Origin of the sequence: Microlunatus parietis, assembly GCF_013407955.1 — a bacterium.
GTDB classification, from domain to species: domain Bacteria; phylum Actinomycetota; class Actinomycetes; order Propionibacteriales; family Propionibacteriaceae; genus Microlunatus; species Microlunatus parietis.
The window spans coordinates 4109819-4123700 of the sequence record NZ_JACCBU010000001.1; the positions used below are offsets into that span (position 1 = coordinate 4109819).

At 70.6% G+C, this 13882-nt stretch carries 18 protein-coding genes; 7 read left to right on the forward strand and 11 right to left on the reverse strand.

Translation table 11 applies throughout. The features are described 5' to 3' along the window. Window position 1 precedes the first annotated feature (1 nt). From BKA15_RS19680 to BKA15_RS19690, 3 genes are read right to left on the reverse strand one after another with little or no spacing between them, the layout of a single operon-like run. Complete coding sequence (locus BKA15_RS19680) at window positions 2-352, reverse strand: HIT family protein (RefSeq protein ID WP_179753597.1); 351 nt, start codon at window positions 350-352, stop codon at window positions 2-4. Window positions 353-379: 27 nt separating this feature from the next. After that, window positions 380-847: a cyanase gene (gene cynS / locus BKA15_RS19685; RefSeq protein WP_218871485.1), complete on the reverse strand. Its 468-nt coding sequence runs from the start codon at window positions 845-847 to the stop codon at window positions 380-382. Window positions 848-849: 2 nt separating this feature from the next. Next, entirely contained in the window at window positions 850-1734 is an 885-nt protein-coding gene (locus BKA15_RS19690; RefSeq protein WP_179753598.1) for a formate/nitrite transporter family protein, read from the reverse strand. Window positions 1735-1921: 187 nt separating this feature from the next. On the opposite strand from BKA15_RS19690, the gene BKA15_RS19695 reads away from it, so the two are divergent. Further along, window positions 1922-2950: a hypothetical protein gene (locus tag BKA15_RS19695; RefSeq protein WP_179753600.1), complete on the forward strand. Its 1029-nt coding sequence runs from the start codon at window positions 1922-1924 to the stop codon at window positions 2948-2950. A gap of 4 nt (window positions 2951-2954) precedes the next feature. Here BKA15_RS19695 and BKA15_RS19700 read toward each other — a convergent pair whose 3' ends face one another. From BKA15_RS19700 to BKA15_RS19715, 4 genes are all read right to left on the reverse strand, one after another. After that, complete coding sequence (locus BKA15_RS19700; RefSeq protein WP_179753602.1) at window positions 2955-3779, reverse strand: class I SAM-dependent methyltransferase; 825 nt, start codon at window positions 3777-3779, stop codon at window positions 2955-2957. Window positions 3780-3805: 26 nt separating this feature from the next. Beyond that, complete coding sequence (locus tag BKA15_RS19705; RefSeq protein WP_179753604.1) at window positions 3806-4390, reverse strand: TetR/AcrR family transcriptional regulator; 585 nt, start codon at window positions 4388-4390, stop codon at window positions 3806-3808. Beyond that, window positions 4326-4577: a hypothetical protein gene (locus BKA15_RS19710; RefSeq protein WP_179753606.1), complete on the reverse strand. Its 252-nt coding sequence runs from the start codon at window positions 4575-4577 to the stop codon at window positions 4326-4328. Before BKA15_RS19710 ends, BKA15_RS19705 begins: the two co-directional genes overlap by 65 nt. Window positions 4578-4656: 79 nt before the next feature. After that, window positions 4657-4884, reverse strand: a complete 228-nt coding sequence (locus BKA15_RS19715; RefSeq protein ID WP_179753608.1) for a hypothetical protein — start codon at window positions 4882-4884, stop codon at window positions 4657-4659. Between the two features lie 71 nt (window positions 4885-4955). Here BKA15_RS19715 and BKA15_RS19720 point away from each other — a divergent pair, with 71 nt between their 5' ends. Then, entirely contained in the window at window positions 4956-5462 is a 507-nt protein-coding gene (locus BKA15_RS19720) for a GNAT family N-acetyltransferase (protein WP_312879143.1), read from the forward strand. Beyond that, window positions 5462-6244, forward strand: coding sequence for a polyprenyl diphosphate synthase (gene uppS / locus BKA15_RS19725; protein ID WP_179753609.1), 783 nt, complete (start codon window positions 5462-5464; stop codon window positions 6242-6244). Before BKA15_RS19720 ends, uppS begins: the two co-directional genes overlap by 1 nt. On the opposite strand, the gene BKA15_RS19730 is transcribed toward uppS, so the two are convergent. Further along, window positions 6241-6768, reverse strand: a complete 528-nt coding sequence (locus BKA15_RS19730; RefSeq protein WP_312879144.1) for a GNAT family N-acetyltransferase — start codon at window positions 6766-6768, stop codon at window positions 6241-6243. The genes uppS and BKA15_RS19730 overlap by 4 nt on opposite strands. 18 nt (window positions 6769-6786) lie before the next feature. Here BKA15_RS19730 and BKA15_RS19735 point away from each other — a divergent pair, with 18 nt between their 5' ends. Beyond that, window positions 6787-7353 carry a helix-turn-helix domain-containing protein gene (locus BKA15_RS19735; protein ID WP_179753611.1) on the forward strand — a complete coding sequence of 189 codons (567 nt, stop codon included), beginning with the start codon at window positions 6787-6789 and terminating at the stop codon, window positions 7351-7353. A 21-nt stretch (window positions 7354-7374) separates the two neighbouring features. Here the strand turns inward: BKA15_RS19735 and BKA15_RS19740 are convergent, their stop codons facing one another. From BKA15_RS19740 to BKA15_RS19750, 3 genes are read right to left on the reverse strand one after another with little or no spacing between them, the layout of a single operon-like run. Then, on the reverse strand, window positions 7375-8421 hold the full coding sequence (locus BKA15_RS19740; RefSeq protein ID WP_179753613.1) for a class I SAM-dependent methyltransferase: 1047 nt from the start codon (window positions 8419-8421) through the stop codon (window positions 7375-7377). A 2-nt stretch (window positions 8422-8423) separates the two neighbouring features. After that, entirely contained in the window at window positions 8424-9461 is a 1038-nt protein-coding gene (locus BKA15_RS19745; RefSeq protein WP_179753615.1) for an adenosine deaminase, read from the reverse strand. A gap of 7 nt (window positions 9462-9468) precedes the next feature. Further along, window positions 9469-9831, reverse strand: coding sequence for an ester cyclase (locus tag BKA15_RS19750; RefSeq protein WP_179753617.1), 363 nt, complete (start codon window positions 9829-9831; stop codon window positions 9469-9471). A 65-nt stretch (window positions 9832-9896) separates the two neighbouring features. On the opposite strand from BKA15_RS19750, the gene BKA15_RS19755 reads away from it, so the two are divergent. The 3 genes from BKA15_RS19755 to BKA15_RS19765 all read left to right on the forward strand — a co-directional run bounded on the left by BKA15_RS19755 (window position 9897) and on the right by BKA15_RS19765 (window position 13875). Then, window positions 9897-10769, forward strand: coding sequence for a siderophore-interacting protein (locus tag BKA15_RS19755; protein ID WP_246322387.1), 873 nt, complete (start codon window positions 9897-9899; stop codon window positions 10767-10769). Between the two features lie 242 nt (window positions 10770-11011). Next, on the forward strand, window positions 11012-12265 hold the full coding sequence (locus BKA15_RS36920; protein ID WP_179753619.1) for an FHA domain-containing protein: 1254 nt from the start codon (window positions 11012-11014) through the stop codon (window positions 12263-12265). 164 nt (window positions 12266-12429) lie between these two features. Next, window positions 12430-13875, forward strand: coding sequence for an RDD family protein (locus BKA15_RS19765; protein ID WP_179753621.1), 1446 nt, complete (start codon window positions 12430-12432; stop codon window positions 13873-13875). The last annotated feature ends 7 nt before the right edge of the window (window positions 13876-13882 follow it).

The window sequence follows — 13882 nt, forward strand, 5'->3', positions numbered from 1 at the left end:
GTCAGCGCAGTACGGGGCCGCTCGACACGTGCACGTGCAGGTGCTTGGAGTCCTGGTAGTCGCCGAGATTCGTGAGCACGCGCGCCGCGCCGCGGTCGGCCGTGAGCTCGGCGGCGACCCGGCGGACCACCGCGAACAGCTCCCGCAGCACCGGCTCGTCGGCCTCGGTCACCGTGATCAGCGAGGCCAGATGGACCTTGGGGATGACGACGACATGATCACGCCAGTACGGCCGGGTGTGCCGGAACGCCAACACCTGATCCGTCTCCGCGACGACGTCGAGCTCACCGGTGCGCCGGAGCGCCACGTCGCAGTAGAAGTCCGTGCCGCGATACCCGGTCAGCTCGTCCATCGCCGCAGTGTGCCACGGAAGAGTTGATCACCAGCGGTAGTCGAGGAACTTCCCGTCGAACGTCACGACCACCCGGTCGCCGTCCGGATCGGGCCGGCGGGCGAAGTCGATCTTGAAGTTGATCGCGCTCATGATGCCGTCGCCGAACTCCTCGTGGATCAGCTCCTTCAGCGCCGGCCCGTACACGGCGAGGGCCTCGGTGAACCGGTAGACCGTCGGGTCCGCGGCCAGCCGGGGATCCGGGCCACGCATGGGCTGCTGCTGCAGGCTCTCCGCGACCCGGTCGTCGAGCCCGAGCAGGGCACAGGCTGCGGTCGCCTGCTCGGCCGACATCGGATGCGCACCGAGCAGGGCGGCGGTGGTCCAGACCAGCGGGGCGTCGACGGCCGTGGCCAGTTTCTCCCAGCTGATTCCGCGGCGGATCCTGGCCGAGGTGATCAGGCTCGCCGCGGTCGCCCGGTCCATGATCGACGCGTCCATGATCGACTCTTCCATGATCAGCCCTCGGCGCCGGCGACGGCCGGGACCCGGTCGGGGGCGGTCGGCTTGGCCTCGGTCACCACGGCATCGGGTACGACGGTCCGGGCGCGCTGGGTGCGGGCGTGGGTGAGGAAGATCGGCAGTCCGACGAAGGTGAGGCCGCCGACGAGGTTGCCCAGCACGGTCGGGATCTCGTTCCAGAGCAGGTAGTCGACGACGGTGAACTCGCCGCCCAGCAGCAGCCCGGACGGGAACAGGAACATGTTGACGATCGAGTGCTCGAAGCCCATGTAGAAGAAGACCAGCACCGGCAGCCACATGCAGAGGATCTTGCCGGGCACACTCTTGGAGATCATGGCGCCGATCACGCCGGTCGAGACCATCCAGTTGCACATCACGCCGCGGAGGAACAGGGTCAGCATCCCGGCGGCGCCGTGGTCGGCGTACCCGACCGTCCGGCTGGTGCCGATCTGGCCGATCGCCTCGCCGACGGCGTCCGGTGCCTGCGTGAAGCCGTACGTGAAGTAGACGGCCATCATCAGCGCGACGGTCAGCGCGCCGGCGAAGTTGCCGAGGAAGACCAGGCCCCAGTTGCGGAGCACCGCCCGGACGGTGATGCCGGGGCGGCGGTCCAGCCAGGCGAGCGGCGCCAGCGTGAACACGCCGGTCAGCAGGTCGAAGCCCAGCAGGACGAGCAGGCAGAACCCGATCGGGAACAGGATCGCCCCGACCAGCGGCTGGCCGGTCCTGGTCGAGATGGTGACGGCGAACGCGGCGGCCAGGGCGAGGATCGCACCGGCCATGAAGGCCCGGATCAGCGTGTCGCGGGTGCTCAACTGCACCTTGGCCGCGCCGGCGCTGATCATCTGGTGCGCGAGTTCGGTGGGATTGACGTACGACATGGGCTGGAGCCTCCCCGGGCTGAAGGGCATGCGTGCGACGGGCGTTGTTGGCCGACGGTAAGAGCGTCGGGTTCCGGCCGTGTTACGGCGCGGTCTCCGGGCCGTGAAAGCCGCCGCACAGGCCGGCTGGAGGGGTGTGCGTTCGCGGCTATCCTGAATCGCGTCGACACCAGGGATCGAGGTACGGATGCGCGGACCGGCGGGCTTGATCGGCGCGCTCGTGATCATGGTGTTGTCGGTGATCATGTCCGCGGCGTGCACGGTCGAGCCGCCGCGGGTGCAACTGCCGCCGCCGGACACGTACCGGCCGCAGGATCCGGTCGGCGAGGACAGCGTCGCCCGCCCGGTGCCGCCGGGGACGGCCGAGACGATCACCGCCCCGCTGGTCGCGGCCGGCGCCTTCTGTGCTCAGGTCCGCAGCAACGCCCACGGCCGGGCCCTGTGGTGCCGGCACCGGGACGCCGACGATCCCTGGGTGGCCCAGTTCCTGCTCGATGATCAAGACCGACTGGCCTGGGCCTGGTTCCCGAGCCAGCCGCAACCCGAGGAGCCGGATCCCAACCGGGCTTCGGATCCCGAGCGGCTGGCCGGGCTGGCCGGACCGAGCCTCGGCGCGCTGTGGCCGGAGACCGCCGACCGGTTCGGCGACGAGCTGACCCGGTACGACCATGATCATCGCGACCTGATCGAACGCGGTCGCTCGGTCGAGGGTGCGTTCACCCGCAGCTGGCGAGATGATCATGCCGACTACACGATGTCCAGTGTCGACGGGCTGATCATGGAAGCCCGGGACGTCGAGGTCGAGCGGTGGCCGTCGGACGCGGCCCACTACGCTAGCCGGATGAGCGTGGCCGTCGGCGATCTCCAGGACTCCGGCTTCGAGTGCTTCTATCCGCCGCAGGTCTACTGTCGCCGGGAGTTCCAGGAGTTCCGGGTCTCGCTGCGCGGCGACCGGATCATCACGGCCGACTTCGTCGTCGCGGGGGACGAGACGCTCGCCGAGGTCTTCCCGCGCGGGCTCACGTTCCTCAGCCCGGCCGTCCGGTCGGCGGTCGGTGCAAAGATCGAGGAAGCCCGTAAGGCCCGGCAGGACTACCTCGGCATCGTCGAGGGCACCGTGCTCGCCGTGGACGCCGCCCCGATCCCGCCGGTCGGCGGCCCGGTGCCGATCACCGTCCGGATCGGTGCACCGCTCGCTGGTGCGTACCCGATCTAGTCGGTCAGGTCGGCTTGCGGGCCAGCACGACCTGGGTGTCGCCGGGCCAGTCCCAGAACAGGCCGTCCGGGGCGTGCTCGGCGAGCAGCGCGCGGACGTCGCGGGCGAAGTCGTCGGCGCGGTCGCCGAACAGGTGCGGCGCCGAGGACGACAGCGAGAAGTAGCCGGACAGCACACTCTCGGTGTCGCGCCGGAGGTTCGGGATCCCAGGTACGAAGACCGTGCGCGGGACGCCGAACCGGGTCCCGGCAAGAACCTCCTCGAACCGAGGGCGGGGCCGGGTCGAGGCCACCCCCTGCCCGAGCCGCTGGTCCGGACCGAGATAGCGCCGCACCAGGGCCGTCAGCTCGTCGTGCGGGATCGGCGGCGATCCGGGGTTCGGCGGCTTCGGCCGGCCCTCGACCGCATGCCCGATCAGCGCCAGAGTGCCGCCGGGCTCGAGCAGGTCGTAGACGAGTTCGGCGACCCGCGACTCGTCGGTCCAGAAGAAGGACTGTCCGAACGTCACCATCCGGTACGGGCCCGGTGCCGCCTCCGGCAGCTCCTCGGCGACCGCCCGGACCCACCGGATGTCCAGCCCGCTCGCCTCCGCGGCCCTGCGGCCCTCGGCCAACATGTCCGGATCGGGATCGAGCCCGACCGCCTCGGCGAACAGCGGCGCCAGCCGGACGGTGAGGATGCCCGGCCCGCAGCCGGCGTCGAGCAGCCGGCCGGTGCCGTCCAGGCCCGCCTCCCTGGTCAGCATGGCCTCCAGCTCTGGCGCGTACGGCGGCCGGCCCGGTCGATAGTGGATCGCGGCACCGCGGTAACTGGTCGGGTCGTACGCCATCGGAAGCCTCCACCAGGCAGGGGATTTCAGTCGGGTCGCAGGACGCCGGCGAGCATCGCGGTGAACACCTGGCGACGCAGCTGCGGCGAGTCCTCCTCCGCGATCGTACGCATGCCGCCGAGGCGCAGCACGGCCATGCCGTGGGCGAGCGACCAGGTGGCCCGCAGCGCGGTGTCGACCGGCATCGCCAACCGGCCTCGCGCGTGCAGGGATTCGAGGACACCGCCCAGGACGCCCAGCGCGGCCAGGCCGGCGTTGCTCCGCGGAGCCCGGCCGCCGGCGTCGAACATGACGGTGAACCGGGCCGGCTCCCGTACCGAGAAGTCGACGTAGGCCAGGGCCAGGTCGACCAGCCCACCGTCCGGTGCCTGCTCCGAGACGGCCTCGCGAAGATCGGCGGCGAGCCGCTCGAAGCCGTCGTCCGCGATCGCGCCGAGCAGGTCGGCCTTGCCGGCGAAGTGTCGGTACGGCGCCGCGGCGCTCACCCCGGCCCGCTTGGCGGCCTCGGCGAGCGTGAAGCCGTCGACGCCGTGGCTCGCGATCAGCTCAACGGCGACGTCGATCAGGGTCCGGCGCAGCGAGCCGTGGTGGTACGGCACCTTCGCCTCCATCGCGACCACCTCCACCCAAGACGTACGCCACCAGGGCGAAGCCCGGCACCGCGACGCCCACCGCGATCATGGCACCGAGCTTCACCCGGGACACCGCCGCGAGCGCGACCCACGGTGCCGCCCGGCGCAACACCGTAGCGGCTGCCGGATGCCGCCGGCTCACCAGCCGGGACACGGTGCCGACCATCCAGCCGAAGGTCTGCTGCTCCTGCAGTTGCCGGTACCAGCCGCGGACGGCGTCCGAGTCGGCCAGGCGTCGGTCATGATCATCGGCCCCGGTCGGCGACGGTCCGGCGGCTGCGTAACCAGCGCCGTACCCGGGCGTGTTGCCAGAGGGCCAGGCCGGTGATCACGGTGAGGGGGACGCCGATGATCATCAGCGCGGTCCGCAGCCCGCCGGTCCAGGCGGGCGGCAGGTACACGTAACAGCCGAGCGCGACGGCCAGCACGAGGTGCAGCGTCCGGAGTGCCATGCGCTGTCGGCGTCTGTCCATGACCGCCATGTTAATCTCATTAACATCACCCGGACAAGCACCGCGCGGGTCGAATCGGTCATATTGGTCGGGTGACTCTTCCGATGCCCGAGCTCCATCCCGCCATCCGCCCGGCCGCCGAGGCCGACGTGCCGGCCCTGATCGGCCTGATCAAGGAACTCGCCACGTACGAGCGCGAACCGGACGCGGTCAAGATCACCGAGGAGCAGCTCACGGCGCTGCTGTTCGGCCCCGATCCCCGGGTCTACGCGCTGGTCGCCGAAGATCAACAGCGGGTGGCCGGGATGGCGATCTACTTCCTCAACTTCTCAACCTGGGAAGGAAAACTGGGCATCTACCTGGAGGATCTCTACGTCAGCCCGGAGAGCCGCGGCAGCGGTCTCGGCAAGGCGCTGCTGCAGTCCCTGGCCGCGATCGCCGCGGCCCGCGACTACGGCCGGTTCGAGTGGGCGGTGCTGGACTGGAACCAGCCGGCGCTCGACTTCTACCACAGCCTCGGCGCCGTCCCGATGGAGGAATGGACCGTGCACCGGCTGGCCGGCGACGCCCTGGTCCAGGCCGCGAAGCCGTACGCCTGATGAGCCTGATCGGCGACCTGCTGCGGCGGGTCTATCTGGCCGGGCTGCGCCGCGAGTTGCGCCGGCTGGCCCGGCCGCGGCACGTCGCGCTGGTGATGGACGGCAACCGGCGCTGGGCCAAGCAGCAGGGCTTCGACAACCCCAGCGTCGGGCACGCCCACGGCGCCGACCATGTGGACACGCTGCTCGGTTGGTGCACCCGGTACGGCATCGACGAGGTGACGATCTTCGTCTGCTCCACCGAGAACCTGCACCGCCGGCCGGCCGAGGAGGTCGACTTCCTGCTCGGCGCGATGGAGCGCGTCGTCACCGAGCGCGCCGGCCGGCCGGGCAACCGCTGGAAGATCGAGCTGATGGGCCGGCTCGACGTGCTCCCGGACGGCACCCGGCACGCGCTGAAGCGGGCCGCCGAGGCCACCGCCGACCTGACCGGCGGCCGGCTGGCGCTGGCGATCGGCTACGGCGGCCGGCAGGAGATCGTCGATGCCGTACGGGAGCTGCTCTGGGACGAGCGGCGGGCCGGCGGCAACCTGGCCGACCTGGCCGGACGGGTGGAGGTGGCCGACCTGGCCAGCCGGCTCTACGCGCCGACGATGAGCGGGGTCGATCTGATCATCCGGACCAGCGGCGAGCTGCGGCTGTCCAACTTCCTGCTCTGGCAAAGCGCCGGCGCCGAGTTCTCCTTCTGCGACACCCTGTGGCCCGGCTTCCGCGAACTCGACTTCGTCCGAGCCCTGCGCGACTTCGGTCGCCGCCGGCTCCGCGTCGCAGCCGAGAACTAGCGAAGGCTGCGCTGCAGCAGGACGGTGTCCCACCACCGCCCGTGCTTGAAGCCGACCGCCGTGAGTCGGCCGATCTCGCGGAAGCCGTGCCGTCGGTGCAGGGTGAGCGAGGCGGGGTCGCCGGTGTCGACGACGACCGCGATCAGCTCGCGGACGTCCGCGGTGGCGCAGGCCTTGATCAGCGCGGCCAGCAGGGCGCCACCGACGCCGAGTCCGGTGGCGGTCGGCGCGACGTAGACCGAGTCCTCGACCGTCCGCCGGTACGCGGCACGCGGCTTCCACCGGGCACCGTGGGCATAGCCGGCCACCGTCCCGTTCAGTTCGGCGACCAGGAACGGGAGCCCAGCCGCCGCGGCGGTCCAGTAGCGCTGGGACCAGTCCCGCCGGTTCGGCGGCGTGAGCTCGAAGGTCGCCGCCGTTCGCTCCACGTAGTGCGCATAGATCTCGGTCACGGCGTCGAGATCACTCGGAACCGCATCCCGGACGGACACCGAAGGTGCCGTGATTTCGCTATAGCGGAACACGTGAATATTATAGCGGACATGGATCTTAGGGTGCTGGGCGAACGGCTCCGCGGGCTGCGCCTCGAGCGCGGCCTGACACTGCAGCAGCTGGCCGACCAGTGCGAGGTCAGCGTCAGCATGCTGTCCTCGGTCGAGCGCGGTGACAAGGCGGCGACGGTGGTGGTGCTGGACAAGATCGCGCAGGGCCTGGCCACCCCGATCGCGGAGCTGCTGGCCGGCCAGTCCGACGGCCGGGTGATCGTGCGCCGGGCCGCCGAGCAGGACGTCGCCGACGAGCCGGGCGGCTGGCGGCGCACCATTCTGACGCCGGTGGTGCCGGGGGTGAACTTCGAGTGGATCCGGTCCACCCTGCCGCCCGGCTGCGACGCCGGCACCTTTCCCGCTTACGCACCCGGGTCGCACGAGTACGTCGTCGTCGATACCGGCACCCTGACGCTGACCATCGGCGACGACCGGTACGAACTGAAGGCCGGTGACTCGGTCTACTTCGCGGCCGACGTGCCACACGGGTATGCCAATCGCACCGCCGCAGAGTGCAGCTATCACGTGGCCGCGTTGATCATGCGCAGCCGTCGTCCCGGCTGAGGTTTGCTCTCGTCGCGTTCCTCAGTCGGGGCGACGGGAGCGGGTGACCAGATAGCCCTGGTCCTGAGTGATCAACTCGGTCCGGCCGATCATGGCGCGCAGCGTGGAACGGTAGGGCAGGTGGGTGTTGTAGACCAGCCAGAGTTCGCCGCCGGGGCGGAGCACGCGGGCCGCGTCCGTGATCATGGTCAGCGCGGTGGAGCTGTCCTTCGCCGTACCGCGGTGGAACGGCGGATTGCAGACGATCAGGTCGACCGCATGATCACCAACCTCGGTCAGCCCGTCACTTCGGCGTACGTCGATCCGCTCGGCGAGGCCGTTGGCCGCCGCGGTCGCCTGCGCCGACCGAACAGCAGCGAGGGAGCTGTCGATCCCGATCACCGTTGCGTCCGGAAGGTCCCGGGCCAGCGTGCAGGCGATCAGACCGGTGCCGCAGCCGAGGTCGATCGCGGTCGCCGCGGTCGGAAACCGGTCGGCCTGCGCCAGCAGCAGCCGGGTGCCCGGGTCGAGGGCGGCGCCGGCGAAGACGCCGCCGTACGCGACCACCTCCAGCCCGGCCACGGCCGCCCGGCGCGGCTCGGGCTCCGGACCGTCCGGCCGCGGCGCCGCGGCGACCAGGGCGCGCGCCTTGCCGAGGCCGAGCGAACCGCGCACCTCGCCGAAGTGCCGCTCCAGGGTCGTGTTCATCGAGCGGGTCAGGTGCTTCACCCGGCCGCTGGCGAGCAGGACGACCTCCGCAGCGGCGTGCCGGGCCACGGTGGCGGCGAGGTCGTCGAGGGCGTCCAGGCTCTTCGGCAGCCGGGCCAGGCAGAGCTGCGCTCCGCGGGCGGCTTGGTCAAGATCACGATCAACCTCGATCCGGAGGCCGGCCTGCTCGGCCTGCGCGCGGCCGTCTCGTTCGTCGGCCAGATCGTCGCAGCAGAGCGCGAGTTCGGCGTCCGGCCACCGCTCGGCCGCGGCCAGCAGCAGTGAACCGTCGTGATCATCGAGCACCGCCACTCGGCGCGGCGCCGGGAGGTCCAGCCGGTCGACCTCGGCCATGATCACCCGGCTCACCTGATCGCCCATGATCATCGGGGTACGGCCAGTTGATCATCGGTCTCGGCGAGATGATCATCGATCTCGGTCAGCAGCGCGGCCTGCCCGGCCGGGTCAAGATAGCTGCACCGGACGGCGGTCCGGGCCAGCTCGGCCAGGCCCTGCCGGTCCAGTCCGAGCAGGTCGGCGGCGATGCCGTACTCGGTGTTCAGGGTGGTGCCGAACATCGGCGGGTCGTCGCTGTTGATCGTCACCACCAATCCGCGCTCCACCATCCGTACCACCGGGTGGACATCGGTCCCGGCCACCGCACCTGTCGCGTAGTTGGAGGTCGGGCAGACCTCGAGCGGGATCCGGTGCTCGGCCAGATGATCAAGCAGCCGTTCGTCGCGGACACAGGAGGTGCCGTGCCCGATCCGCTCCGCCTTGAGTTCGAGCAGCGCGTCCCAGATCGTCTCCGGGCCGGTCACCTCGCCGGCGTGCGGCAGCGAGTGCAGGCCGGCCGCCCGGGCCCGGTCGAAGTACGGCTTGAACTGGGGCCGCGGCACGCCCACCTCCGGGCCGCCGAGGCCGAATCCGATCAAGGACGACGGCCCGTGCTCCAGGGCCAGGGCCAGGGTCGACTCGGCCGCCGCCAGGCCGCGCTCGCCCGGGATGTCGAAGATCCACTGCAGCCGGATTCCATGATCACGTTCGGCGCCGACCCGGGCGTCCTCGATCGCCTCGACGAACGCCTGGCCCGGAATCCCGCGGATCATCGAGGAGTCCGGGGTCACGGTCAGTTCGGCGTACCGGACCTGCTGGGCGGCGAGATCCGCGGCCACCTCGTAGGTCAGCATCCGGACGTCCTCGGCGGTCTTGATCAGGTCGACGACGGACAGGTAGACCTCGATGAAGTGGCCGAAATCGGTGAAGGTGAAGTAGTCGACCAGCTCCGCCGGGTCGACCGGCACCACGCCCGGATGCCGGGCAGCGAGCTCGGCGACGATCCGCGGCGACGCCGAACCGACGTGATGGACGTGCAGCTCGGCCTTCGGCAGGCCGGCGATGAAGCTGGTCAGATCGGACATGTCCCCATCATTCCTCTCGGTACGCCGACCACCGCTCGGCCAGCCGGCCGGCCGGATCGATCTTGATCAACAACAACCCGTCCTGCTGCAGCGGAGCTCCGGTGTCCGTTCGTCGGCCGCGCCACCTGGCCCGGACCGCCACCGAGTCGCCGCCGGCGACCAGCTCGACCAGCTCGAACTCGAGCGGATCGTGCTCGCGCAGGAAGGTCTCCAGGAAGGCCCTGGTGGCTGCCGGCCCCGCGGGCGTCCCGGCCGGAGCATCATGATCAACATAGTTCTCCGCGAGCAGGTCCTGGCAGGCGGTCAGGTCCCGCCGGCCGAAGATCCGGTCGAAGTACTCCCGGACTGCGGATTCCGCGGCGTGGACCATGCCCTGACGGTAGCCGTTCCCGGTCAGGTAAGGTCGACCTAACCACATCTCTTGGGGGAGGACCCTTGAATCAGCAGCAGGCGCCGAGCCAGGAGAAGCAGCGGCGCAAGCGGGTTGCCAGGACCGCCGAGGTCGTGCGGACCGAGTGGCTGGCGCCCTCGATGGTGCGGGTGATCTTCACCGGCGACGACCTGCGCCAGCTTCCCGAGCTGACGTTCACCGACCACTACGTGAAGCTGATCTTCCCGCCGGAGGGCGCCGGCTACCGGTGGCCGTTCGACCCGGACGAGCTGCGCGAGACCGAGCCGGCGGAGCGGTGGCCGGTGACGAGGACGTACACGATCCGGTCCTACGACCCGGAGAGCAACGAACTGGCGATCGACTTCGTCGTGCACGGCGACTCCGGCCTGGCCGGTCCGTGGGCGGCGCGCGCGCAACCGGGCGACCAGCTCGGCTTCTACGGCCCGGGCGGCGCCTACGCCCCGGATCCCGAGGCGGACGCCCACCTGCTGGTCGGCGACGAGGCGGCGATCCCGGCGATTGCGGCCGCGCTGGAACGGCTCGATCCGCAGGCGAAGGCGTACGTCTTCCTCGAGGTGGCCAACGCCGACGAGGAACTCCCGCTGCGGCGGACCGACAACACCACCATCACCTGGGTGCACCGCGACGACACCGGCACCGACTACGGCGTCGCGCTCGCCCAGGCGGTCCGCACGACCGGGCTGCCCCAGGGCCGGGTCCAGGCGTTCGTCCACGGCAACGCCTACCTGGTCCGCGATCTGCGCAGGTTCCTGTTCGTCGAGGCCAAGCTGGACCGCTCGCTGGCCTCCATCTCGGGCTACTGGCGGACCGACTACACCGAGGACAAGTGGCAGTCGACGAAGGGTCAGTTCGTCGCCGAGATGGAGGCTTCCGAACGGGAGGCCCTGGTCGGCTGACGGTTCCGTTCCGTCGCCCGGGCCGCCCGCTCGCCCGTCGCGGGCTTTCCATCGTCACCCATCGCATGGACAATAGGCACGATCATGCCCGGTCGGAGCCGGTGGCGGGGGCTTCGAAGGTTGGGCGGCGTCGGGGGATCCGGTGTGGCGCGTTGGCTGAGGCGCAGGCCTGCCGGTGAACGGGGCAAACGATGGGAGTGTGCGTGACGAACACAGCCGAGTCCGTTCGAGGCAGCGGGGAAGTGAGCCGCTGGCGGGCGGCCTATACCCCCGGCGAGTGGGTGGTCCTGTCCGGGCCGACGTCGCTGGTGGTGCTGGAGCCGTCGTCGATGGGGCACAGTTCGCTGATCAACACGCTGTGGGCCGAGGTGATGGGGTCCTCGTCGTTGCCCGAGGTCGCCGAACGGCTGGCCCACTACCGGATCGACGAGATGGCGAGTTTCGCGGCGTTCTTCTGGTCGCCGGACGGGATGCGTTCCCTGATCCGCGGCGGGATCACCGTGATGAATCTGGCCGACGGCAAGATCGTCGCCGACGGCGAGGGGATGCAGACCTGGCGGGAGGTCGGGCTGGAGTCGGTCGAGCAGGTCCGGGTCGACCTGGCCAGCAACGGCAACCAGACGCTGCTCGAGTTGCCGCTGGTGGTCGGTGTGGTGACCGCCTCGTCGATCACGCTGGAGGCCGGCGTGGACGCGCGGGTCGTCTCGCCGCAGGCCGGCGGACCGGTGTCGGCCGCGCAACTGGAGACCGAGAACGCCGACACCGAACTGATGTCGGCCGACGCCGACTACTCGTACGACCCGAACGCGGGCCAGTACGGCCAGGCTGCCGCCCCCTACGCCGTCGAAGAGCACGGTTTCGACGACCAGTACGACGACCAGCAGGGCTGGGCCGAGGAGGACGTCGAGCCGACCCAGCGGGTCCGCGAGGAGTATCAGGAGCCGTACGTCTCGGCCGCCGACGCCGCGGGCATCTACGCCGAGGAGCCGCGCGGACGCCGGGCGGCACCGGACGCGGAGCTGATGGCGGGCGAGTCGCTCATCATGGCCGTCCTCTGCGTACGGCAGCACAGCAACCCTCCGGAGAGCATCAGCTGCCGGGTCTGCGGGGACCAGATCCCGCCGCAGAACCCGCGGCTGGTCACCCGGCCGTCGCTGGCCATGCTGCACGGCCCGGACGGGGTCACCGCCGAGCTGGACGGGGCGGTCGTGATCGGCCGGGCCCCGAACGCGGACCGGAGCACGGCGGAGAACCCGAGCCTGATGACGGTACTCAGCCCGGGCCACGACATCAGCCGTACCCACGCGCAGGTGGAGGCCGAGGGCTGGGAGATCGTGGTCACCGACCTGCACTCGACGAACGGCACCGCGGTGGTCCTCGGCGGGCCCGACATCGTCCGCCGCCGGCTCGCGCCGGGCGAGTCGATGGTGGTGCCGCTGGGCAGCATCCTCGAGCTCGGCGACGGCGTCAGCATCGCCGTCGACCCGGCCCCCTGAGTCTGAATTTCGGATACCGGATGCCAAGTTACATTTCCCTAGGGCTGATAATCGGCACAGGTTGACGGCAGAGCCAATAGGTTGTGGCCTGAACCGTAGAAGGTTGTCGTGACGCATAAGTTGTCGTTACGGGGGATCGATCGCCGTCCGGATAGGAGCCACAGATGGAATCGCCGCAGCCAGGACCGGCGCCCGGCACGGGCCTGCCGCCGGGTGTGCAGCCGGGTGATGTCGGGAAGCGGATCGCGGCCTACCTGATCGAGTGGGCCGCGCCGGCCATCGTGGTGTGGCTGCTGTCCCTGATCGGGGTGCTCGCCCAGAGCGCCGTGCTCTCCCTGGTTCTCGGCGTCGTATCGTTCATCGCCCTGATCGGCTGGGTCGTCTTTGTCTGGTGGAGCTACGTGAGCCAGGCCGCCGGGCCCGGGATGAAGCTGATGGGGCTGCAGTTGGTCGGGTACTCCGACGGTCGGCCGCTCAGCTGGGGCCGGGTCATCCTGCGCTGGCTGCTGCTCGGCGTGATCGCCGGCACCGGCATCGGCGCAATCCTGCTGCTCGTCTTCATGCTGCAGAACCCGCGCCGGCAGACCTGGCCGGACCAGATCGCCGACGCCGTCGTGATCCAGGCGCGCGCGCTGGCGCCGAAGCAGCTGCCGCAGGACCACCAGCAACCGCAGTACGCCCCCGGCCCGGCCGGCCCCGGCGACCGCGGCCTGTTCCCGCAGCAGGAGCACGGCGTGCAGACGCCGGTCCGGTACGGCCAGACGGACCGCTACGGCCGCGATCAGTACGGCGCGTCGGCCGCCGATCACGGGCCGCAGTCGCAGCCGAGTCCGTACCCGCAGCAGGGGCAGGACCAGTACCAGCAGGACCAGTACGGCCAGCAGCAGGGCCAGTACGCGCAGCCGGACCAGTATCAGCAAGATCAATACGGGCAGGACCAGTACCAGCAAGATCAATACGGCCAGCCGACCCAGTACCCGCAGCAGGACGCCTACCAGCAGGACCAGTACGGGCAGGACCCGTACGGCCAGCAGCAAGATCAGTACGGTCAGCAAGATCAGTACGGTCAAGATCAATACGGTCAGCGGCAGGACGCGTACCAGCAGGGCTACGGCGACCAGTACCAAGATCAATACGGCCAGGACCAGGGCTACGGCTCGGGCCCGGTCGCAGCCCCGATCCCCGGTGCCACCCAGTTCCCGGCCGCCGCGCCGCCGCCGGTGTCCGGCAGCAGCGCCGGATCGGCCGACTACCGGGAGGCCGACCCGCGGCCGCTGGACCAGGGCTGGCGGGCGTCGCTGGACGACGGCCGGGAGATCGCGGTGACCGGTCTGGTGCTGCTGGGTCGCAACCCGCAGGCTCGGCCCAACGAGGACGACGCCCAGTTGATCAAGATCTCGGACGAGACCCGTACCGTCTCCAAGACCCACCTGGCGCTGGGCGTGGACGCCGGCGGGATGTACGTCATGGATCGCGGCTCGACCAACGGCTCCACGGCCACCGACGCGGAGGGGCAGACCAGGCCCTGCGCGCCGGGTGACGTGGTGCAGGTCGACGTCGGCACGATCGTGTCGTTCGGCGACCACTGGCTCGAGGTCAAGCGCCCCTGACCGGGCT